The sequence below is a fragment of the Micromonospora eburnea genome (assembly GCF_900090225.1).
GTDB classification, from domain to species: Bacteria; Actinomycetota; Actinomycetes; order Mycobacteriales; family Micromonosporaceae; genus Micromonospora; species Micromonospora eburnea.
Genome location: NZ_FMHY01000002.1, coordinates 4,289,457 through 4,310,996, shown reverse-complemented (window position 1 = coordinate 4,310,996; position 21,540 = coordinate 4,289,457). Strand labels below are relative to the sequence as shown.

The window sequence follows — 21,540 nt, the reverse complement described above, 5'->3', positions numbered from 1 at the left end:
CCACCGCGGCCCTGAGCGCCGTTCAGCGGGCCTTCTTCGTCGCCCGCTTGCGCGGCGGAGTCAACAGGTCGGCGATCGCCGCGATCGCGGACGGCACGAGCCGGTAGTACGCCCAGACACCCCGCTTCTCGCGCTCGATCAGGCCGGCCTCGGTGAGGATCCGAAGGTGATGACTCACGGTCGGTTGGGAGAGACCAAGCGGCGCGGTGAGGTCACTCACGGACGCCTCGCCCTCCGGAGCGGACTGGATCAGACTGAGCAGTCGCAGCCGGGCCGGGTCGGCGATCGCCTTCAGCACTCCGGCGAGCCGCTCGGCATCGGCACGCCTGATCGGCTCGCCGGCCAGGGGCGAGATGGCAGGTGCAGTAGTTTTCGCAGTTCCCACGCCTTCCATCGTTGCACCAACACCATCGATACGCCGGTCGAACCCGGACCCGGCCGCCGTCAATTTGCGGATAGGAGCACCGTCGCCCCGTCCCGGCGGTGTCCCCGGCCGAGGGGCGAGTGCCGGCATCGGCCCATCGTGACGCGGATCCCGCGGCGACTCGATCGGCCCGGGCGGGTGGGTCAGGCGGAAGGACGAAGCTCGGTGAGGAGCTTCTCGACGCGGGTGCGGATCTCGTCGCGGATCGGGCGGACGGCGTCGACGCCCTTGCCGGCGGGATCGTCGAGTTTCCAGTCCTCGTAGCGCCTGCCGGGGAAGACGGGGCAGGCGTCGCCGCAGCCCATGGTGACGATGACGTCGGACGACTCGGCGGTGGCGTACTCGAGGAGCTTGGGGGTCTGGTCGGTGATGTCGATGCCGACCTCGCGCATCGCCTCGACGGCGGCGGGGTTGACCTGGTCGGCGGGGGCGGAGCCGGCGGAGCGGACCTCGACGGTGTCGCCGGCGAGGTGGCGCAGCCAGCCGGCGGCCATCTGGGAGCGGCCGGCGTTGTGGACGCAGACGAACAGGACGCTGGGCTTGGCGCTCATGACGTTCTCCATGCTTCGGTGTCGGCCGCAGCGCGCGGACGCCGACGGCGGACGTGGACGCAGTGCAGGCACCTACGGCTGGGACACCGGATTCGGGAACAGCCGGCGACGGGCCCAGAGGGACACGTAGACCAGTCCGACGAGAACGGGAACTTCGATCAGCGGACCGACGACGCCGGCGAGGGCCTGGCCGGAAGCGACCCCGAACGTGCCGATCGCGACCGCGATGGCCAGTTCGAAGTTGTTTCCCGCCGCGGTGAACGCCAATGTGGTGGTGCGTTCGTAGTTCAGGCCGACGGCCCGGCCGAGCAGGTAGGAGCCGGCCCACATGAGGGCGAAGTAGGCCAGCAGCGGCACGGCGATGCGAGCCACGTCCACCGGCCGGTCGGTGATGGCCTCGCCCTGTAAGGCGAAGAGGACGACGATCGTGAAAAGCAGTCCGTACAGGGCGACGGGTCCGACCTTGGGCAGGAACCGTCGCTCGTACCAGTCGCGGTCCTTGGCGCGCTCGCCGATACGGCGGGAGAGGTAGCCGGCGAGCAGCGGGATGCCGAGGAAGACGAGCACGTTGCGGGCGATGTCCCAGCCGGACACCTCCAGCGCGGCACCGTCCAGACCCAGCCAGCCGGGCAGCACCGACAGGTAGAACCAGCCGAGCAGGCCGAAGGCGAGCACCTGGAACACCGAGTTCAGGGCGACGAGGACAGCGGCGGCCTCCCGGTCGCCGCACGCGAGGTCGTTCCAGATGATGACCATGGCGATGCAGCGGGCGAGACCGACGATGATCAGGCCGGTGCGGTACTCCGGCTGGTCGGCCAGGAACGCCCAGGCCAGGGCGAACATGACGGCGGGGCCGACGATCCAGTTGAGGACCAGCGACGAGGCCAGCAGGCGGCGGTCGCCGGTGACGGTGTCGAGGCGGTCATAGCGGACCTTGGCCAGCACCGGATACATCATGATCAGCAGGCCGAGGGCGATGGGGAGGGAGATTCCGCCGACCTTGACCGCGTCGAGCGCGGTGTTCAGCCCGGGGACGATCCGGCCGAGTAGCAGGCCGGCGACCATGGCCAGGCCGATCCAGACCGGTAGGAACCGATCGAGGCGGGACAGCCGGGCCACCACCGGTGTCTCGGCGGCGTGGGCTCGGGTGGCGGTGCTCATGGGCACTCCCGTCGATTTTCCGTGGTGGCGCGTGCGCGTTGGGCGAGGCGGCCCAGGTGCTGGGCGGCTTCCTCAAGGGCTTGGGCGGTGAGCCGGTAGTGGGTGTGGCGGCCGTGTGGCTCGGGAGGGTGGGCGCCCGTGTCGGTCATCGGGGACCTCTGGGCAGGACGGCGGGGGCGAGCCGGTCGACGCGGTCGGCGAGGTCGGCGTAGGCGGCTTCGAACGCCTCGTCGGTGTCCGCGCGCGCGGGGTCGGGCACGGACCAGTGCAGGCGGGGGCGGACCGGGCCGGTCAGTTCCTCGTGGGCGTTGTCGCACACGGCGATGACCAAATCGTCGGCGCGGACGACGTCGGTGACGTGGGCGGTGCCGGTCGGGTCGAGGTCCAGGTGGTGGCGGTGGGCCACGGCCACCGCGCGGGGGTGCACCCGGGGGCGGGCTGTGTGCCGGCGGAGGCGGCGGCGCGGTGGGTGCGCCGCTTCCACAGGGCGGCGGCCAACTGGGACCGGGCGGAGTTGTGGGTGCACACGAAGACGACCCGGCCGACGCCGGTCAGGCGAGGGGTGGCGAGGGTGGCGAGTGTCTCGGGGCGTAGGCGCAGGTAGGTGCGGCGCCGGTCGCCCTCGGAGCGGCCCTTGGTGACGAGTTCGGCGTCGGTGAGGACCTTGACGTGGTGGGCGACCAGGTTCGTCGGCAGGTCGAGGGTCTGGGCGATCTCCCCGGGGGAGGCGTCGCCCAGGGTGAGCGCGTCCACGATCGCCAGGCGGGCCGGGTCGCCGAGGGCGGCGTGGATCCGGGCCCGCGCGAGGAAAGAAGACTCAATGCTCATTGACTCAACCATCGCTGAGTAATCCTGCGGAGTCAAGTCGAGTCCTTGATCGTGCCGGTGTCGTCGTGCCGGTGCCGGTGCCGTCGTGCCGGCTGACTAGCAGCAGGTGGTCAGGTAGGACTGCAGATCCGACAGGGCGGCCAGGGTGCCGTCACGGTCTGCCCGGTAGAACACCGTCTTGCCGTCCCGGCGCGAGGTGACCACGCCGCCGCGTCGCAGCAGGGCCAACTGCTGTGACGCGGTGGCCTGGCTGATGCCGACCCGCTCCGCCACCTCGCCCACGGACATCTCGGCGCCGCGGGCGAACAGCATCATGATGCGCTGGCGGGTGGGACTGCCGAGGGCCTTGAGGAACTCCTGCGTCTGCGGCGCGAGGGCTGGAGTGGCGCCCTGTGGTCCGGGCGGCTGATCGTCGGGGGTCTGGCTCATGGTCACACCCTTCCTCGCCATCATCATATTGTCATTCAACAAAATGACGATATGATCAGAGGGTGCCTGCTCAAGCCAACTCCGTGATCATCATTGGCGGCGGCCAGTCCGGCCTCGCCGCCGCCCGCGCCGCCCTGAACGCCGGTCTGCGCCCCGTCGTCCTGGACGCCGGCGTCGAACCGGTCGGCTCGTGGCCGCGCTACTACGACAGCCTCACCCTCTTCTCACCCGCCCGCTACAGCGCACTGCCCGGCATGCCCTTCGACGGCGACCCGGACCGCTACCCGCACCGTGACGAGGTCACCGCCTACCTGCGCCGCTACGTCGACGCCCTTGACGTCGAGGTCCGCACCCGCACCCGGGTGGTCGCCGTGCACGCCCGGCCGACCGGGGGATACCTCGTGCATACCGACAGTGGCGATGAGCTGGGCGGGATCGGGGTTGTTGCCGCCACCGGCTCCTTCGGCAACCCGTACCTGCCGACGTTGCCGGGACAGGGCGAGTACGGCGGCGACCTGCGGCACGTCGCCCGCTACCGCCGCCCCGACGCGTACGCCGGCAAGCGCGTCGTCGTCGTGGGCGCCGGCAACTCCGCCGTCCAGGTCGCCTACGAACTCAACACGCACGCCCGGGTGACCCTGGCGACCCGCGAACCGGTCCGGTTCCTGCCACAGCGTATCCGAGGCCGGGACCTGCACCACTGGCTGCGCGTCACCGGCGCCGATCGCCTCCCGCGCGCGGTCGTCACCCGTCTCGTCCGGCACGCCGCCGTGATCGACGCCGGCCGCTACCGCGACGCCATCACCTCGGGCGAGCTTGACCGGCGAGACATGTTCACCCGCTTCACCGCCGACGGTGTCGTCTGGAGCGACGGCACCACCGAGGCGGTCGACGCGGTCATCTTCGCCACCGGCTACCGCCCCGACGTCGACTACCTCGCACCCCTTGCCACCCTCGACCGCGGCATGCCGCAGCAGGTCGGCGGGATCTCCTCGACGCATCCCGGCCTGGTCTACCTGGGTCTGGAGTTCCAGCGATCCTTCGCCTCGAACACCCTGCGCGGCGTGGGGCGCGACGCTGCGCACGTCATGGCCGCCCTCGCCGCACACTGCCGTCCTCGTGGACTCCGCCAGAAGCCTCACGCCCCCTCCGGTCACCTGCCGTCGACGTCGCCGGCGCAACGAGCCGCCGGCGGTGGGCAGCGGTGACGGGGGAGCGGGTCAGGCCCGGGACGCGGCTGCCGGCTCGATCGACAGCAGGGCGGCGAGCTGGCGCAGGATCTGCGGTCGGGCCCGGTAGTAGACCCAGGTGCCCCGCCGCTCGGCGTCCACCAGGCCCGCCTCGCGCAGCGTTCTGAGGTGGTGGGAGATCGTCGGCCCGGTCAGGTCGAACGCCGGCGTCAGGTCGCACACGCAGGCTTCCCCGCCCTCGGCAGAGGCGATCATCGACATCAGCTGTAGCCGTACCGGATCACCCAGGGCCTTGAACGCGGGCGCCAGCACCGCGGCCGCCTCGGCCGGCACCCGACGCTGGGCCAGCGGAGGGCAGCACGGCACGTCGGCGTTGAGGTCGACGACGGGAAGCGGCGCGGGTTGGTTCGACATGCCTCTAGGTTGACATCCCTCTAATCAGCGTGCAACTGTTTGATTCGACAGACGTCAAGACAGGCGTACTGAGGAAATGAGGACGAGCATGCTCGGCTCCATCCGCCGCACGCGGTCGGCGCCGGCCGGGATGGGCGGGGCACCGCCCAGACCTACGTCGGCAGCCGATGTCGTCATGGGCCGCCCGGCCCCCCACCCGAACGGAGCCGGCTGATGGCCGACCTCACCGTCCGCCCCATGACCGGGGACGACGCCGCCCGGGTGCTCGCCATCTACCAGGCCGGCCTCGACGGCGGTGACGCCAGCTTCGAAACCACCGCCCCCACCTGGGCGGTGTTCGACGCCGGCAAGCTGCACGACCATCGCTTCGTCGCCGTCGACGGCGACGATGTCGTGCTCGGCTGGGTCGCCGTCTCGCCCACCTCGACCCGCGCCGTCTACGCCGGGGTGGTCGAGCACTCCGTCTACGTCGACCCGGCGGCCCGGGGCCGTGGCGTGGCCCGGCTCCTGCTGGACACGCTCATCGCCTCGACCGAGCGGGCCGGGATCTGGACCATCCAGTCCGGTGTCTTCCCGGAGAACACCGCCAGCCTGGCTCTGCACCAGCGCGCCGGCTTCCGGGTCGTCGGCACCCGCGAGCGGGTCGGGCGGCACCACGGCCGATGGCGTGATGTCGTCCTGCTGGAGCGCCGCAGCCCCGTCATCGACTGAGCCACTGCGGTTCCGCCTGCCGCAGCACATCCGCACCTTCTTGATTCGACAGTTTTCAACCCAGAGGAGTTATCGATGAGTGTCCTGGACGAGTTGCCCGTCGTGGTGGTCGGCGCGGGCCCGGTGGGTCTGGCTGCCGCCGCCCACCTACACGAGCGTGGCCTGCCCTTCCTTGTCCTGGAGGCCGGGGACGCCGCGGGCGCGGCGGTAGGGCAGTGGGGGCACGTGCGGGTGTTCTCCCCGTGGCGGTACAACATCGACCCCGCTGCCCGACGCCTGCTCGACGACGCCGGCTGGGTCGCCCCCGACCTCGAGGCCCTGCCCACCGGCGCCGACCTCGTCGCCGACTACCTGCGGCCGCTCGCCGAGCTGCCCCAGCTCAAACCGCACCTGCGCTACCGTGCCCGGGTCGAGGCGATCAGCCGCCTCGGCTTCGACCGGCTGCGTACCGCCGGCCGCGAGCAGGCCCCGTTTCTGATCCGCCTCGCCGGCGGCGAAGAACTCCTGGCCCGCGCGGTCATCGACGCCTCCGGCACCTGGGGCACCCCCAACGTCCTCGGCGCCTCCGGCCTCCCGGCACGGGGCGAAAAGGAGGCCGGCGCCTTCCTGGAGCACGCCCTGCCGGACGTGCTCGGCGCCGACCGGGACAGCTTCGCCGGCCGGCACACCCTGGTTGTCGGCGCCGGCCACTCGGCCGCCAACACCCTGCTCTCCCTGGCCGAACTTGCCACCGAGACGCCCGGAACCGAGGTGACCTGGGCCATTCGCTCCGCGTCCCCGGCTCGCACCTATGGCGGCGGCGAGGCCGACGCCCTCCCGGCGCGTGGGGCGCTGGGCTCCCGGCTGCGTGACCATGTGGATTCCGGTCGGGTCCGGCTGCTCACGGGCTTCTCCGTCCACGCGCTCACCCCGACCGACGGCCGAGTCGCCGTCGTCGTCCGCCACGTTGACGGCACCAACGAGTCCATCACCGTCGACCGGATTGTTGCGGCCACCGGCTTCCGCCCCGACCATGCCATCGCCGCCGAACTGCGCCTGGACCTCGACCCGATCATGGGCGCTACCCGCGCGCTCGCTCCACTGATCGACCCCAACGAGCACTCCTGCGGCACGGTGCCCCCGCACGGCGTGGACGAACTCGCCCACCCTGAGCCCGGCTACTACGCCGTCGGTATGAAGAGCTACGGCCGCGCGCCCACCTTCCTCATGGCCACCGGCTACGAGCAGGTCCGCTCCGTCGTCGCCGCTCTCGCCGGCGACTGGGCCGCCGCCCGCGACGTCCAGCTCGACCTGCCCGAAACCGGCGTGTGCAACAGCAACCCCGTCGACTCCACCGGCAGCGGCGGCTGCTGCGAGCCCGCCCCGACCACCGCGGCTGCCGGCCGGGGCCTGGCGACCGGCATCTCCGGTGGACTGCTGTCCGCGCCGCTGGCCCTGGTCACCCTCGACGCCGCTGGCGACGGCCAGACCGGCGGCTGCTGCGCCGGTTGATGCCCGATCACCGCCTCAGGTGCCCGCCGACCACACGTTCGGCGGGCACCACGCGCGGGATGTTAGGTTCTCGGCGTGGCCTCACCCCTTACCAAGAATATTGTCGCCGAACGCACCGCGCTGATCGTCGTCGACCTGATGCCGCGAATTGTCGAGCAGGACATGGGCCCGCACAAGGGCGCCGACGTGGTGGCCCGAGCGAGTCGCCTGGTGACAGCGTTCCGCCAGGCAGGCGGCACTGTGGTGCTGGTCCGCGTGGATCGGCCCAACGTCGCCGAGCAGCCGCCCGGCAGCGGGTTCGTCCCGGAGATGGAGCCGCAGCCCGGCGACATCGCCGTGGTGAAGCACACCGTCGGCGCGTTCTACGGCACGGGCCTGGCCGATCGGCTGCGGGAGCGCGGCGTGAGCACAGTGGTCATGACCGGGCTCGCGACGACGATGGGCGTGGAGTCCACCGCTCGCGCCGCATCCGATCACGGATTTGAGGTCATCTTCGCCGCGGACGCGATGAGCGGCATGACGGCCGCCGAGCACGAGCATGCGCTGACGGTGGTCCTGCCCCGCTTCGGTGAGGTCATCACCACCGGTGAGGTGCTCGACCGGCTCGGTTGAACCGCCTGCGACCGGCTGCGGTCAGCGACGGGTGGACGACCTCGCGGGCGAAGCGTCCGCCTGCCCGCACGCGTGTCGTAGCAACCGGAGTTGGCCGATCTCGGCGGCATTCTTCATCAGCTCGGCGTTCAACCAGGCGATCATGTGGGCGACGGTGTGCTCGGGGTCGTTCTGCCACGGGAACGGCGCGACACCGTCGAGGTCGGCCTCGCTGAGCCGGTCGAGCACCGCCAACCATTCGGTACGGAGATCACGCAGCCACGCCACCGCCTTGTCGCCGTCACCGGGCCAGCGGATCTCGGTACGCTCCCGTGGCGTGCGCGCCTGGGCGTGGTCGATGGCGACGGTCCACCACCAGCCGATGTGCCAGGTGATCCACCCGATGGTCGGAACGGGGATCGGGTCGGGTTCGGCGTCCGCCCAGTCCGGCGTCCACTCGCCGTCGGCGTCCGGGCGGACCGTCCAGCAATGCGCGGCGGGCTCCCAGAGGAAGTCCGCCGGCTCCAGCCGTTCCAGGTGGTATTCGAACAGCGACCAGGTCAGGTCGAACTGCCAACGCAGCAAGCCACGACGGGATACCGGCACCACGAGACCTTGCCACACCCGCATGTTCCGGGTCGAACGGCTTTCCGTCGTCACCCAGTGGGCGGCGAGTGGGGCCCGGCCCGGTGGAGAATCGTTTGCGCCGGTGACCCGCTGTGGGCCATAGTCGCTCCATGATCTCTTCACGGAAGGGCGGCGACGCCCTGGCGCGATGAGCGCCTCCGCGCGGCGCGACGACGCCGCGAAATCGCCACAGGCCGTCCGCAGCGGCAACCCTCGCGACCTGTGGCAGCAGGCCATTCAGATCCGCCAGGAATGGCTCGATCACGGACTGTCCACACAGCCGGCTGACAAGCCGACGGCCGAACGCTGCCTGACCGCCATCTACGCCAGGGCGTCGCGGCCGCGACCCCGGTTCGAATGGGTCGACTCGCCGGACAAGGCGCGCTCCCTGTTCACCGGCTGGCCCACCCTCGATCAACTCTACGAGTGGATCCGGGCGCCCCGTCCACGAGGGGCACCACCACTGGCAAGCGATCTCGCCATGGTCGCCTCCCAGCTGCGCGGCGCACTGAGCGCGGGCGTCACGCACGCCGACCCCGAGCTGTCACCCGTGCGTACGAACAAGACCAAGGAGCCATGGCCCGAACTGGCGCCGCTACCCGCGCTCGACAGCGGCGTTCCGCTCGCTGTCGTGCTGCACCAGGGCGTACGCACGGCGCTGCACCGCAGCCTCGCGTCCGGGTATTACCTACCCGTACGCGCGGCACTGGCCGACAACGGTCCGGTGCCCGTGTGCTGGTACGGGCAGCAGGATGCGTCGTGGATCGCCTACTACGACACGCTGCGTCGACTCGGCCTTGCCCGGTACGGGCCGGACGAGGCCGAACATCTCGACGTCTGGGCCGGCCTGGCCCGTTCCTGTGGCTGGTGGTGGCCCGGCGAGGACGTCTGTGTCGTGGTGGACCGGCCCCAGGCGATCCGGACCGAGCCGGTCTCCGGAACAGTGCACGAGCAGATCCGGCTGCAACCTCGCGGTGTGCGCTACCGGGACGGCTGGCAACCACTCCTGAGAATGTGACGTGAGTCGACAGCCGGCCGGGACGGCCCGTCAGTCCCGGCCGGCGCGCTCCACGTCCCGCGATCCCGCCGGTTCGTCACCGCGCAGGGGGCCGGCGCTGATCGACGCGATCAGGTAGTGGTCCGGCGGACGTCTCGGTCGCCGATGATGTAGATCCTCACCGAATCCGCCCGACCCTCGTTTCGAGTGGGGGCCGCTCCTCCCCAAGGCGGAGGCGGCCTCCGACGGCTGCTTCGACCGTTACGAGAGAGGTGTGGGGAACCGCTGCCAGACCCGGTGCGTGGCCATCAGCTGCCGTACGGCCGTGAGCACGTCCATGGCCGAGCCGCCTGCGACAACCCCCTCGCCGCCGGCCACGCCGGTCTGCTCCAGCACGTCGGTGCCGGCGCCCCAGGCTCCGATCGCCTTGGCGTGCCGCCAGCACTCCTCGACCAGCAGCGGTATCCGGGGGTCCACCGGGCTCGCCGCGCCGGTCTTGGCATCCCGTACGGGCAGTGCGTCCGGAGCCGGGGCCGGTGCGCCGGCCAGCAGGAGCGCGTCGAACTCGACGGAACGAGCGGTGGCGAAGGTTCGCTGCACCGCCAGGTCGCCCACCATGCCGCCGTGCGGGGCGATCAGGAGCGGCACCATGTCGGCGGCGAACACGGCTCGGCGCACCTGGTCGACGCTGTCGAGGTCGCCTTCCGGGTCGATCACGATGCCGATCGTGCGGCCGTCGGCCGGCCACTCCCGGCCGAGCTGGGAGAGCGCCGGGCTCGGCGTGACGTCGGCGAGCGGCTCGGTCGGCTCGGGTACGGGCAGGCCCAGGCCGGCGGCGACCTGGGCGCAGAGCACGGGGTCGATGTTGGCCAGGCAGCGCAGCTGGCGTTCCTTGATCGCCTGGTGGTGGCACTTGCCGAGTTCGAAGGTGTAGGCGCCGACGATGTGTTCCTTCTCCACCGGCGACATGCTCAGCCAGAACAGGCGCACCTGGCTGTAGTGGTCGTCGAAGGACGCCGGGTTGGCCCGGATCTTGGGTGCCTCGGAGACCGTGACCGGCACGTCGACGAATGCGTGCTTGGCGTCACCGGCGCGGAAGGGGTTGCCGCCGTCGAGGGAGTTGGGTCGGTAGGGGGCGACTCCAGCGTGGACGGCGTTCTGGTGGAAGCCGTCGCGGAGCATGTCGTTGACGTCGGCGTGCGGGCGGTTGATCGGGATCTGGGAGAAGTTCGGGCCGGCCAGCCGGGTGAGCTGCGTGTCGATGTACGAGAACAGCCGGCCCTGCATCAGCGGGTCGTTGGTGGCGTCGATGCCCGGTGGCAGGTGACCCACGTGGAAGGCGACCTGTTCGGTCTCGGCGAAGAAGTTGGTGGGCGTCCGGTTGAGCACCAGCCTGCCGACCCGCTGCACCGGTGCCAGTTCCTCGGGCACGATCTTGGTCGGGTCGAGCAGGTCGATCCCGGCGAAGGTCTCCTCCGGGGTGTCGGGGAGGACCTGGATGCCGAGTTCCCACTCCGGGTAGGCGCCGGCCTCGATCGCGTCGTACAGGTCACGGCGGTGGAAGTCCGGGTCGATGCCGCCGAGCAGCTGCGCCTCCTCCCAGGTGAGGGAGTGCACGCCGAGCTTCGGCTTCCAGTGGAACTTGACCAGCGCCGTCTCCCCGGCCTCGTTGACCAGCCGGAAGGAGTGCACCCCGAAGCCCTCCATCATCCGGAACGACCGGGGAATGCCCCGGTCTGACATGGTCCACATGGTGTGGTGCTGGGCCTCGGTGTGCAGGGAGACGAAGTCCCAGAAGGTGTCGTGGGCGGTCTGGGCCTGGGGGATCTCCCGGTCGGGGTGCGGCTTGGCGGCGTGGATGACATCGGGGAACTTGATGGCGTCCTGGATGAAGAAGACGGGAATGTTGTTGGCGACCAGGTCGAAGGTGCCCTCGTCGGTGTAGAACTTGGTCGCGAAGCCGCGGGTGTCGCGGACCGTGTCGGCCGACCCACGGGACCCGACGACGGTGGAGAACCGGACGAAGACCGGCGTCTCCCTGCCCTTCTTCAGGAAGCCGGCCCGCGTGACCCCTTCGGCGGTGCCGTACGCCGTGAACAGGCCGTGCGCCCCGGCGCCCCGCGCGTGAACGACGCGCTCGGGGATACGCTCGTGGTCGAAGTGGGTGATCTTCTCGCGCAGGTGGTGGTCCTGGAGCAGCACCGGGCCGCGCGGCCCGGCCTTGAGGGAGTGGTCGGTGTCGCGGAGCCGGGCTCCCTGGGAGGTGGTGAGGAAGGCTCCCTGCTGAGCGTCCGCGGCAGCCGGCGCGCCGGTCTTCGCGCCGGTCGCCGTACGGGTCTCCGGGGAGCCCTGCTCGGCCTTCGGCGGCAGCGGATCCCGGGGCCGGGTCGGCTCGTCGACTGGCGGCGGGGCACTGCCCGGCACACCGGGAACGTCCGGGGTGAGGGCATCCGCCACCTTCTCCTTGGCCGGCTCGACCGCGTCCCTCACGGCCTTGGCGGGTTTGCTGGAATCCATAGGACGGGTACCTCCACGAAGCAACGCAAGCCGACCTTCCGGTTCTACCCGTCGAGGAGCACCGAAAACGGGTAAACGTCGCCGAACCCGATGAAAGCCGGTGTCGCCTCCCGTACCGTCACCGAGGTGGAACGGGTGACCCGTACGGAAGTGGCCGGCGCGGCGTTCGGCGACCTGGAACTCGTGCACGCCTTCACCGGGCCGATGCCGACCGGGGTGAGTGTCTCGCACACCGGCCGGATCTTCGTCAACTTCCCGAAGTGGGGCGACGAGGTGCCCGCCACCGTCGTCGAGTTGCGCGACGGTGCCGAGGTGCCCTTCCCGGACCAGGCCTGGAACGAGCCGTCCGGCGACGACGACACCGGGGCGTTGGTGTCGGTGCAGAGCGTTGTCGTCGACCCCGCCGACCGGCTCTGGATCCTCGACACCGGCAGCCCGATGTTCCGACCCACCAGACCCGGCGGGCCGAAACTGGTCCGGGTCGACCTGGACACCGACGCCGTGGCGCAGGTCATCACCTTCCCGGCCGACGTCGCGCTGCCCAGCACCTACCTCAACGACGTACGATTCGACCTCCGACGCGGAGAAGCCGGGATCGCCTATATCACCGACTCCTCGGACTCCGGCCCCAACGGGCTGATCGTGGTCGACCTGTCCAGTGGCGTCTCCTGGCGGCGGCTGCACGAGCACCCGTCCACCAAGGCGGAGCCGCTGAGCGCCTTCCGGCCAGTGGTGGAGGGCCGGCCCTTCCTCGAACGCCCCGCCGACGGCGACCCGAAACCGGTGACCATGGGGTGCGACGGCATCGCGCTCGCCGCCGACGGTGCCCGTCTCTACTACTGCCCCCTGGCCTCCCGCCGCTGGTACAGCGTCGCCGCCGACGCCCTCGCCGACCGCGCCGTCAGCGACGACGAGGTAGCGGCGACCGTGGTGGACGAGGGGGACAAGGGCGGCGGCTCCGACGGGCTGGAGACCGACGACGCCGGCCGGCTCTATCTCACCTCCTACGAGCACGACGCGGTGCTGCGGCGCAATCCGGACGGACAGTTCGAGACGGTGGTGCACGATCCCCGGTTGCTCTGGCCGGACACCATGTCGATCGCCAACGACGGTCGCCTCTACGTCACCGCCAACCAACTGCACCGGCAGGCCAAGTACCAGCGCGGACAGGATCTGCGACGCAAGCCGTACGCCCTGTTCCGCACCCGGATCGACGCTGGTCCGGTGCTGCTGCGGCCCTGATGCCCGCGCCCACCGGCCGCACCCGTCCGGGAAGTGGTCGGCCTGCCCGGCGGTGGGTTGTCGCCGGTCGCAGTCCCGCGTGGATCAGCGCTGGTGGGCTTCCCGCCAGTCCCGTACGGCGTCCCGCATCCGGTCGAAGATCGCCACCGGCGGCCCGACCAGCATGTTGCCTGCCGCGGACTCCCCTGCCTGCGAGTGGGGGCGGGTCGGCGCGGTGGCTTCCGCGGCGCGGACGGCACCGGCCATGCGGCGCAGGGTGTTCGCGTCGGTGTTGCGGCGCAGGGCGGGAAACTCCTCCTTCTCCTCGTGCGTGGCGTGATCCAGGACCGCCCGTTCGAACTCGGCGAACTTGGCGTCGAACCCCGGCCCGTCCACGCCGAGGTCGTACAGGTCGGCCAGGACGTGCTTGGCCTCGGCCTCCTCGTGCAGGCGGGCGTCGACCACGGCGTCGCCGGCGTCGTCCCGCGCGGAGGGGTGCACGACCTGCTCCTCGGCGCTCTCGTGCACGGCGAGAAGCCGGACGAGCTGCTGGAAGGCCTCTCGCTTCTGCTCGCTGTCCCGGGCCGCCTTGACCCGGGTGAACAACGACTTGATCTCGTTGTGCTGGCTGAGCAGCAGGTCGATGACGTCCTGCTTCTGCGCCGCTGCCGTCACGGTGGACCTCCCGGCTGTCGAGGTTGGGACAGTGGCGAGGTACCCGGCCCGTGCCACCTGTACGCCTGCCGGGTGCCGTCGGCTCGCGAACGGTGAAACCACCGGCATGATCCCGACGCCACCCGGTCGGGCGGATCAGGCAAGCAGCGGCAGGCCGGCGGCGAGGCTGGCCACCCCGAACAACACCTGCCCGTCCGGCCTCGGCGGGGCCTTGGTCGACTCCGTGTGCGGTATGTGGTGGTCTCAGCGGGCCTGGTGACCACCGTTTGCGGCACATGGAGTTGATCACGGAGCTTTCAGGGTGAGTACCTCAAGGGCCTGCTCGGAGGTTGCCTGTCCTGCCAGGTCGTAGGCGGACCGCACGGGGGTGCGAAAGCGAAACATTCCCACAACTAGACTCCCGCGGGTGGACGAAACCACCATCATTCCCGCCGTACCCGAACCACCCCCGGTCTTCGTCGACCCGAGCGGGCGGCGGCGGCGGTGGCTGCGCCGCCTGGCGTACGGCTTCGGCGCGCTCGGTGTCGGCTACACGGTGATGGTGGGGGTGAGCTTCGCCGGCGGTCCGGCGCGTCCCGAGACCATCCTGCCCTTCATCGAACCCTCGGCGAGCCCGGCCTGGCAGCCGCCCCCCACCCTCGCGCCCGACGGGTCGCCCACCGTCCGTGCCTCCGCCACGCCTTCGTCCCGGCCCGCCTCGCTCCGCACCGGCACGACACCCCGTAGCTCCGCGTCGCCCAAGCCGAGTGGGTCCCGCGCCTCCGCCCCGGCCACCACCCCCAAGTCGCGGACCTCGTCCCCGAAGCCCAGGCCGCATTCGCCGGAGCCCGCGTCGCCGGGCCCGACCGGGTACGGGCGTGCCGGTGAGTAACCACCGCGGTGCGCGGCTGGCCGCGCCGCCCCGTCATCAGGCCCGCCGGACGTACCGGCGCATCGTGCCCCGTCCCAGTTGGACGGTTCTCGCGATGGTGCTCGTACTGCTCGGGGGGTTGCTCTTCGTCGAGGCGTACGCCAACGCCGCCTTCGTGCCCGATCACAAGGCCACCTCCGGAGGCCAGAGCCGGGTGCCCGCCGAGGTACGCGACGGCGGCCCCATCCTCAACGTCGGCGCCGACGGGCGTACCCAGTCGCACCGCCTGCCGCCGCGCACCCTGGCGCTGACCTTCGACGACGGGCCCGATCCACGCTGGACACCGGAGGTGCTTCGGGTGCTGGACCGGCACCAGGTGAAGGGGACCTTCTTCGTCCTGGGCACCCAGGTCGCCCGGCATCCCGAGCTGGCCAGGAAGATGGTGGCGGCCGGACACGAGCTCGGCGTGCACACGTTCACCCACGCCAACCTCGCCGACCTCCCCACCTGGCGACGCCAGCTGGAGTACGAGCAGACCCAGTTGGCGATCGCCAGCGCCACCGGGGTCCGGACCTCCCTGCTGCGCTTCCCGTACTCGTCACACGCCGACGCCTACACAGACGGGGACTGGCCGCTGCTGCGGCAGGCCGGTGAGCTGGGCTACCTCACGGTGGTCAACGACGTCGACAGCCGCGACTGGGCGAAACCCGGCATCGAGACGATGATCGCGAACGCCACGCCGCCGGGCTACGCGGGAGCCATCTCGCTGTGGCACGACGCCGGCGGCGACCGGTCGGGTACGGTCGCCGCCCTCGACCGGTACATCCCGCTGATGAAGGAGCGCGGTTACCGCTTCACCACGGTGACGGAGGGGCTGAACCTCGCGCTCGCCGACGCGGGCGTCGTGGTGGCGGGGCACACCCCGGCCATGCCCGCCGAGCGCTGGCGGGGCGACGTGCTGGCGCTCGCGGTGCGCGGTGCCGATGCCATGTTCAGCGTCTTCGGCGCGCTCTTCGTGATCGTCGGGGTGCTCACCCTCGGACGTACCGTCCTGCTGTTCCTGCTCGCCCTGCGGCACGCCAGACGGCGCCGGCGTCACGACTGGTCATGGGGTCCACCGGTGACCGAACCGGTCTCGGTGGTCGTCCCGGCGTACAACGAGAAGGAGGGCATCGCCGCGGCGGTGCGCTCCCTGGCCGGCGGTGACCACCCGGGCGGAATCGAGGTCATCGTGGTGGACGACGGATCCACCGACGGCACCGCCGACATCGCCGAGGCCCTCCGGCTGCCGAACGTCCGGGTGGTACGCAAGCCGAACGGGGGCAAACCGAGCGCGTTGAACACCGGCGTCGCGTTGGCCCGGTTCAACCTGATCGTCATGGTGGACGGGGACACCATCTTCGAGCGCGACTCGGTCCGGCGACTGGTCCAGCCGTTCGGCGATCCCCGGGTGGGTGCCGTGGCCGGCAACGTCAAGGTGGGCAACCGGGGCAGCCTGATCGCCAAGTGGCAGCACATCGAGTACGTCATCGGGTTCAATCTGGACCGCCGCCTGTACGAGACGCTGCGGTGCATGCCCACCGTCCCGGGCGCGATCGGCGCGTTCCGCCGCCAGGCGCTCACCCAGGTGGGCGGGATGACCGACGAGACGCTGGCCGAGGACACCGACATCACCATGGCGCTGGGCCGGGCCGGCTGGCACGTGGTGTACGAGGAGACGGCCCGGGCGTGGACCGAGGCGCCGGCCACCGTCGGACAACTGTGGAAGCAGCGGTACCGCTGGAGCTACGGAACCATCCAGGCGATGTGGAAGCACCGGCGTTCGGTCCTCGACCACGGCGCCTCGGGCCGGTTCAGCCGGCGCTGCCTGGCCTTCCTGGCGGTGTACGGGGTCCTGCTGCCGCTCAGCGCACCGGTGATCGACCTGCTCGCCGTGTACGGCCTGCTCTTCCTCGACCGGACGGAGACCGTGCTGGCCTGGCTGGCGATGCTCGGCCTGCAGTTCGTCACCGCGATCACGGCGTTCCGCCTGGACCGGGAGAAGCTCGGCGTGCTCTGGGCGCTTCCGCTGCAGCAGTTCGCCTACCGGCAACTGATGTACCTGGTGCTGCTCCAGTCGGTGATCACCGCGTTCACCGGCGGACGGCTGGGCTGGCAGAAGCTGCGCCGGACCGGGCTGGCCCCGCCGGCACACGGCCGAGCCTGATCGGCGTCAGCCGGCCGCGTTGCGGGCCAGCGCGAGGGCGTACTCGGGCCACCAGTCCCCGCGCTCCGGTTCGCCGGGGCGGCAGGCGCCGTCGGACTCGCCCGGGTACTTGATCCAGAGCAGCGCGTCGACCCGGTCGAGGCCGGGGGCGTCGGTGGGTTCCTCGCCGAGTGCCCGGCCCGGCGGGTTGCACCAGCTCGGTGCGCCGTCCACGGTGGCGCCGGCGGCCGGGCCGTTGCCGTTGCGGCTCGTGTCGATGACGAACCGGACATCGCCGCCGAGGGCGTCGGACAACCGGTGGCCGTAGCGGACGTTGTCCTGCGTACGGATGAAGTTGGCGACGTTGAGCGCGAAGCCGTCGGCGTCGCCGACGCCGGCCTGGCGCAGGGCCGTGGCCAGCGACGCCGTGTTGCTGATCCATCCGGGGTGCCCGGCGTCCAGATAGACCCGGGCCGTGCCGGTGCTCTTGAGGACGGCGACCGCGTCGCGCAGCAGCAGGAGCCGTTTCTTGAGGTCGCGGACGCACCGCGCCACGGCGTCCGGGACCGCGCCGGGTTCGAGGACCACGGTGACCGGCCTGCCCTTGATCCCGCCGGCCAGCTCCCGGATCCATTGCTGGTACTCCTGGCCGGTCTCGGCTCCCCCCGAGTCCTGCCGGCCGCAGTCCCGGTCCGGCACGTTGTGGATGACCAGGACCGGCGTCTGGCCCGCGAGCGCCGCCCGGGCCAGGTACGAATCGACCTCCTCGCGGACCGGGGCGTCGCTGCTGACCAGCCACTTCGCGCTCGGGCGGGTGCTGATCAGGCGGAGCGTCTCCGCGTCGGCGGCCCGGCCGGCGCGCTCCCACCGGTCGACCTCCTGAGCGGCCTCGCTGTCCGGGTCCACGTAGAAGACCGGTGGCGGCGGTGGCGGCGAGAACGGCGCGGAGCTGTCGGCGGCGCGTTCCGGAGCGGCGCCGCCGCAGCTCGCCAGCAACGCGGTCAGTACGACCCCGGCCGGCACCAGAGCCCAGCGGCGCCGCCCGGGGCGGTAGACGGTGCGAACCACGGCGGTCAGGCTACCGGCGTCCGCGGCGACGGTCAGGAGGCGGCTCCCCGGATCTCCGGGACGTCGACGTGGCAGCGGCGGTTTCCCACCGGGTGCCGTCAGCCGGCTGGTCGGTGGTCGTCCAGTGACCGACGAGATCGGCGTACAGGGGCGACGTCCTGGTCAGTTCCGGGTCGGTGCCGAGGTGATGCCGGTCGCCGTCGAGCACCAGCACCCGGTCGGCCCGCCGCGCGGAGCTGATCCGGTGGGCGACCACGATGAGCGTGCCGGGTCGCGCCGCGAACGCCGCCTCGGTCCGCGCCTCGGTCGCCGGGTCGAGGTTGGCGGTGGCCTCGTCGAGGATGACGATCCGGGCGGGGGAGAGGTACACCCGGGCCAGCGCGATGAGCTGGCGTTCCCCCGTGGACAGGTCCGGACCGCCCGCGCCGATCTGGGCGTCGAGCCCGCCGAGCCGGCGCAGCACCGGCGCCAGACCGACGGCCTCGGCAGCGGCGGCCAACTCGTCGTCCGTCGCCTCCGGGGCGAGGTAGCGCAGGTTCTCCCGGACCGTACCGGCGAACACGTACGCCTCCTGCGGGACCAGCGCGATCCTGCGGCGCAGGTCGCTCGGGCAGGCCTCCCGGACGTCGACGCCGCCGACGGTGACCGTGCCCAGATCGGCGGGGAACAGCCCCGCCAGCAGCCCGGCGAGGGTCGACTTGCCGATTCCGCTTGGGCCGACCACGGCGAGATGGCTGCCCTCGGGCAGGTCGAGGGAGAGGTCGCGGACCACCGGGGCGGAGTGCGGCCCGTACGCGAAGGTCAGGTCGCGTACCACCAGGTCGTAGCGGGCGGTGAGCCGGCGCGCGCCCCCGCCCGGCTCGGGCGGCGGGGGCACACTCTCGGCCAGTCGGCGGAGGTTGACCACCAGGGTCAGGCCGGCGCTGCTGACCACGCCCACCAGCCCGCGCAGCGCCGGTTCGAGACTCACCGACAGGTAAGTGGCCGCGCCGACGGTCTCGGCCAACGTCAACCGCCCCGTACGGAGCAGCCACGGCGCGGTGAGCAGGAGGACCAGCAGGGGCAGCTGCCCACCGAGGAAGACGACCAGCCCGCGCCAGGCGTTCGCGCGTGCCAGGGCCCGTTCCAGGGCGACCTGGCGGTCGACCGCCTCCTGGAGATGGGCGATCGCCCGCCGTTCGCCCCCGCAGGCGATCACGTCCCGCAGCCCGTCGAAGACCTGTCCGGCCCGGTGGGCGACCTCCTCCTCGGCGGCCAGCACGGCCCGGTACCGGCCGGCCAGATTGGGCAGCAGGAACGCGAAACAGCCGACGGCGAGGACGACGAGCGAGGCGGTCAGCGCCGCGGTGACCGGAGCGAGGACAGCGAGCCCGACCAGTACCGCGACGAACGTGAACGCGATCCGGCGTACCTGGCGCAGCAGCCCGAACAGGGCGGTGCGGACCGCCTCGACCTGTTCGGTGAGTCGGACCACGCCCGCGGTGCCGGCCGGGCGGCCGACGCCGGCGGCGGCCCGCACCGTACCGGTCACCACCGCGGTGACGAAGGCGTCGCGTACGGGCTCGACCACCGACGCCAGCCAGGGGTACAGCTGGCGGGTGCCGACCACACCGATCGCGGTGCCGACGAGGAGCAGCGCGAGCAGGGCGGAGCCGGTCGCCACGTCGCCGGCCAGGTACCGGTCGATGGCAGCGGCCACCACCAGGCCGGACGCCAGCGCCGGCACCGCCTCGACCAGCGACCACAGCGCGATGCGGACCAGGGCCCGGCGGTGACGCAGTATCTCCCGGACGAGCAGGGCCGGCCCGGGCCGGGCGGTTGGTGTGGCGCTCGCGGCGAACGCGCTCATTCCGATCTCCGTTCGGCTGCGCCGGCCGCGAAAACGGACCGGTACTCGGGATGGTCCGCCCACAGCCGGCCGTGCGGCCCGACCGCCCGGATACGGCCGCCCTCCAGCCAGGCCACCGTGTCGGCCCGGGCCGCCGTCGCCGCCCGATGGGCGACCACCAGTCGGGTACGACCGGCCAGCCCGCTGGTGAGGGCGGCGGTCACCCGGGCCTCGGTGGCGGTGTCCAGGCTGGACGTGGCGTCGTCGAGGATCATGATCCGGCCGCCGTGCGCCACCGCCCGGGCCAGGCCGAGCCGCTGTAGTTCCCCTCCGGAGAGCGGGACCTGGCTCAGCGGTGTGTCGAATCCGGCCGGCAGCCGCTCGACGAAGTCCGTGGCCTGGGCGATCCGGGCGGCCCGTTCGCCGTCCTCATCGGCCGCGTCGGGTCGGCCGTAGGTGATCGCGTCCCGAACGGTGTCGCCGAGCAGCACCGGCTGGTCGAACGCGTAGCCGATGTCTCCCCGCAGGCCGGCCGGGGTGACCCGGTCGACCCGGACGCCGTCGATCCGTACCTCCCCCTCGTCGGGGTCGACCAGGCGCCCGGCCACCATGGCCAGGGTGGTCTTGCCGGCGCCCGACGGGCCGACCAGGGCGACCGTCGCGCCGGCCGGTACGTCGAGGTCGACCCGGTCGAGGATGCGGTGCCCGTCGTGGGTGACGCTGACCTGACGCAGGCTGAGCCGGCCGGGCCCGGTGGCGGGCAGTCGATCCAGCAGCGTCGTGCCGGGCGGCGCCGCTCGGCCGCGCGGCCGTTCGTCGAGTATTTCGGTGACGCGTCCCGCGTTGGCCTGCGCGTGGGCGAGGTAGGCCAACGTGTCGGACTGGTAGAGGAAGCCGAGCGCGAACCCGAGGTACAGCGACGCGGCCAGGAACTCGCCCGGGGTGATCCGACCCTGCACCAGCCCGAAACCGGCGATGCCGAGCACCAGGGTCCGCAGCCCGGTGAGGACCACGTCGAGTTGCCAGGAGATGTCGCGTTGCACCCGCCACGTCTGGTGGCCGGTTCGGGCCAGCGCCGGCAGCGGCGCCAGCACCCGGGCGATCTCGCGATCCGCGGTGCCCGAGGCGCGGATGGTACGGATGCCGGCCAGGGTGTCTGTGAGTCGGGCCGCGATGTCGCCCTGGTGGCGCAGGTAGTCGCCGTACCGGCCGCGTACCTGTCGCATCAGCACCCGGAGCAGCCCGACGGCGGGGGCCACCCCCAGCAGGAACGCGGCCCCGAGCCACCAGTCGATGACGGTGAGCGCGATCAGGCCGCCGAGCGAGGCGGCGGTCTCGACAGCCACGGTGATCAGCGACGGCACGCCCCGGGCCCCGGCCGCGGTGTTGCCGGTCAGCCGGGTGAGCAGGTCGCCGGTGTGGTGCCCGGTGCGGCCGGGAACGCCCAGGCGGAACAGGTGCCGGGTGAACCGGTGCCGAAGCCGGGCGGCGATGCGGGTGACGGCGCGGGTCTCCGTCACCCGGTCCATCGCCTCGATCAGTACCCGGATCGCGATCAGGCCGGCCAGCAGCACGAGGGCGCTGCCCGGTGCACCTCCGCCGGTCACCCTGTCGATGGCGGTGGCGGCGGCCGAGGGCAGCGCCAGGGTCACCGCGACGCCGGACACCGCCCAGATCGCGGTGCCGGCGATCGAGGCCGGCGCGAGCGCCACCAGCCGCGCCAGGCTACTGCCGGTGAGCTGGCGCAGCAGGTCGCGGGGCGCCCCGATCCGGATGGCCACG

Annotated in this window: 21 protein-coding genes; 8 read left to right on the top strand and 13 right to left on the bottom strand. The window is 71.9% G+C overall.

Annotated elements, in window-relative coordinates; translation table 11 throughout:
• Window positions 1-22: 22 nt before the first annotated feature.
• From GA0070604_RS19130 to GA0070604_RS19110, 6 genes are all read right to left on the bottom strand, one after another.
• Entirely contained in the window at window positions 23-394 is a 372-nt protein-coding gene (locus GA0070604_RS19130) for an ArsR/SmtB family transcription factor (protein ID WP_091120044.1), read from the bottom strand.
• Between the two features lie 173 nt (window positions 395-567).
• A complete protein-coding gene (locus tag GA0070604_RS19125; RefSeq protein ID WP_091127259.1) occupies window positions 568-975 on the bottom strand; it encodes an arsenate reductase ArsC in 408 nt (135 codons plus the stop codon).
• Between the two features lie 72 nt (window positions 976-1,047).
• Window positions 1,048-2,136, bottom strand: a complete 1,089-nt coding sequence (gene arsB / locus GA0070604_RS19120) for an ACR3 family arsenite efflux transporter (protein ID WP_091120041.1) — start codon at window positions 2,134-2,136, stop codon at window positions 1,048-1,050.
• A 145-nt stretch (window positions 2,137-2,281) separates the two neighbouring features.
• A complete protein-coding gene (locus GA0070604_RS33625) occupies window positions 2,282-2,542 on the bottom strand; it encodes an arsenate-mycothiol transferase ArsC (protein WP_244161999.1) in 261 nt (86 codons plus the stop codon).
• Window positions 2,428-2,964, bottom strand: coding sequence for an ArsR/SmtB family transcription factor (locus GA0070604_RS19115; protein ID WP_244161998.1), 537 nt, complete (start codon window positions 2,962-2,964; stop codon window positions 2,428-2,430). The genes GA0070604_RS33625 and GA0070604_RS19115 overlap by 115 nt, the downstream gene beginning before the upstream one ends.
• 96 nt (window positions 2,965-3,060) lie before the next feature.
• Window positions 3,061-3,393, bottom strand: coding sequence for an ArsR/SmtB family transcription factor (locus GA0070604_RS19110; protein WP_091127258.1), 333 nt, complete (start codon window positions 3,391-3,393; stop codon window positions 3,061-3,063).
• A gap of 62 nt (window positions 3,394-3,455) precedes the next feature.
• Between GA0070604_RS19110 and GA0070604_RS19105 the strand changes: the two genes are divergently transcribed.
• Entirely contained in the window at window positions 3,456-4,601 is a 1,146-nt protein-coding gene (locus GA0070604_RS19105; protein WP_091120038.1) for a flavin-containing monooxygenase, read from the top strand.
• A gap of 12 nt (window positions 4,602-4,613) precedes the next feature.
• Here the strand turns inward: GA0070604_RS19105 and GA0070604_RS19100 are convergent, their stop codons facing one another.
• Entirely contained in the window at window positions 4,614-4,997 is a 384-nt protein-coding gene (locus tag GA0070604_RS19100) for an ArsR/SmtB family transcription factor (RefSeq protein ID WP_091120034.1), read from the bottom strand.
• Window positions 4,998-5,210: 213 nt separating this feature from the next.
• On the opposite strand from GA0070604_RS19100, the gene GA0070604_RS19095 reads away from it, so the two are divergent.
• The 3 genes from GA0070604_RS19095 to GA0070604_RS19085 all read left to right on the top strand — a co-directional run bounded on the left by GA0070604_RS19095 (window position 5,211) and on the right by GA0070604_RS19085 (window position 7,811).
• Window positions 5,211-5,708, top strand: coding sequence for a GNAT family N-acetyltransferase (locus GA0070604_RS19095; RefSeq protein ID WP_091120031.1), 498 nt, complete (start codon window positions 5,211-5,213; stop codon window positions 5,706-5,708).
• A gap of 75 nt (window positions 5,709-5,783) precedes the next feature.
• Entirely contained in the window at window positions 5,784-7,199 is a 1,416-nt protein-coding gene (locus GA0070604_RS19090) for an FAD-dependent oxidoreductase (protein ID WP_091120027.1), read from the top strand.
• A 75-nt stretch (window positions 7,200-7,274) separates the two neighbouring features.
• Complete coding sequence (locus GA0070604_RS19085; RefSeq protein ID WP_091120024.1) at window positions 7,275-7,811, top strand: isochorismatase family protein; 537 nt, start codon at window positions 7,275-7,277, stop codon at window positions 7,809-7,811.
• Window positions 7,812-7,832: 21 nt separating this feature from the next.
• Here the strand turns inward: GA0070604_RS19085 and GA0070604_RS19080 are convergent, their stop codons facing one another.
• A complete protein-coding gene (locus GA0070604_RS19080; RefSeq protein ID WP_244161997.1) occupies window positions 7,833-8,375 on the bottom strand; it encodes a DinB family protein in 543 nt (180 codons plus the stop codon).
• A 190-nt stretch (window positions 8,376-8,565) separates the two neighbouring features.
• Here GA0070604_RS19080 and GA0070604_RS19075 point away from each other — a divergent pair, with 190 nt between their 5' ends.
• Window positions 8,566-9,435 carry a DUF6745 domain-containing protein gene (locus GA0070604_RS19075; RefSeq protein WP_091120016.1) on the top strand — a complete coding sequence of 290 codons (870 nt, stop codon included), beginning with the start codon at window positions 8,566-8,568 and terminating at the stop codon, window positions 9,433-9,435.
• A 240-nt stretch (window positions 9,436-9,675) separates the two neighbouring features.
• On the opposite strand, the gene GA0070604_RS19070 is transcribed toward GA0070604_RS19075, so the two are convergent.
• Window positions 9,676-11,931 (bottom strand): catalase, encoded by a 2,256-nt coding sequence (locus GA0070604_RS19070; protein WP_091120011.1) that lies wholly within the window; start codon window positions 11,929-11,931, stop codon window positions 9,676-9,678.
• Window positions 11,932-12,066: 135 nt separating this feature from the next.
• On the opposite strand from GA0070604_RS19070, the gene GA0070604_RS19065 reads away from it, so the two are divergent.
• On the top strand, window positions 12,067-13,173 hold the full coding sequence (locus tag GA0070604_RS19065; protein ID WP_244161996.1) for a major royal jelly family protein: 1,107 nt from the start codon (window positions 12,067-12,069) through the stop codon (window positions 13,171-13,173).
• 84 nt (window positions 13,174-13,257) lie between these two features.
• Here GA0070604_RS19065 and GA0070604_RS19060 read toward each other — a convergent pair whose 3' ends face one another.
• On the bottom strand, window positions 13,258-13,827 hold the full coding sequence (locus tag GA0070604_RS19060; protein WP_244161995.1) for a hemerythrin domain-containing protein: 570 nt from the start codon (window positions 13,825-13,827) through the stop codon (window positions 13,258-13,260).
• Window positions 13,828-14,233: 406 nt separating this feature from the next.
• Here GA0070604_RS19060 and GA0070604_RS33075 point away from each other — a divergent pair, with 406 nt between their 5' ends.
• Window positions 14,234-14,698 (top strand): hypothetical protein, encoded by a 465-nt coding sequence (locus GA0070604_RS33075; RefSeq protein WP_208602117.1) that lies wholly within the window; start codon window positions 14,234-14,236, stop codon window positions 14,696-14,698.
• Between the two features lie 94 nt (window positions 14,699-14,792).
• The gene (locus GA0070604_RS19050) at window positions 14,793-16,883 is read left to right on the top strand and encodes a bifunctional polysaccharide deacetylase/glycosyltransferase family 2 protein (RefSeq protein WP_208602320.1); all 2,091 of its coding nucleotides are present in this window, start codon (window positions 14,793-14,795) and stop codon (window positions 16,881-16,883) included.
• A 6-nt stretch (window positions 16,884-16,889) separates the two neighbouring features.
• On the opposite strand, the gene GA0070604_RS19045 is transcribed toward GA0070604_RS19050, so the two are convergent.
• From GA0070604_RS19045 to GA0070604_RS19035, 3 genes are read right to left on the bottom strand one after another with little or no spacing between them, the layout of a single operon-like run.
• The gene (locus tag GA0070604_RS19045; RefSeq protein WP_244161994.1) at window positions 16,890-17,930 is read right to left on the bottom strand and encodes a glycoside hydrolase family 6 protein; all 1,041 of its coding nucleotides are present in this window, start codon (window positions 17,928-17,930) and stop codon (window positions 16,890-16,892) included.
• Window positions 17,931-17,940: 10 nt separating this feature from the next.
• Window positions 17,941-19,779 carry an ABC transporter ATP-binding protein gene (locus GA0070604_RS19040; protein WP_091119994.1) on the bottom strand — a complete coding sequence of 613 codons (1,839 nt, stop codon included), beginning with the start codon at window positions 19,777-19,779 and terminating at the stop codon, window positions 17,941-17,943.
• A complete protein-coding gene (locus tag GA0070604_RS19035) occupies window positions 19,776-21,539 on the bottom strand; it encodes an ABC transporter ATP-binding protein (protein WP_091119990.1) in 1,764 nt (587 codons plus the stop codon). Before GA0070604_RS19035 ends, GA0070604_RS19040 begins: the two co-directional genes overlap by 4 nt.
• Between the last annotated feature and the right edge of the window lies 1 nt (window position 21,540).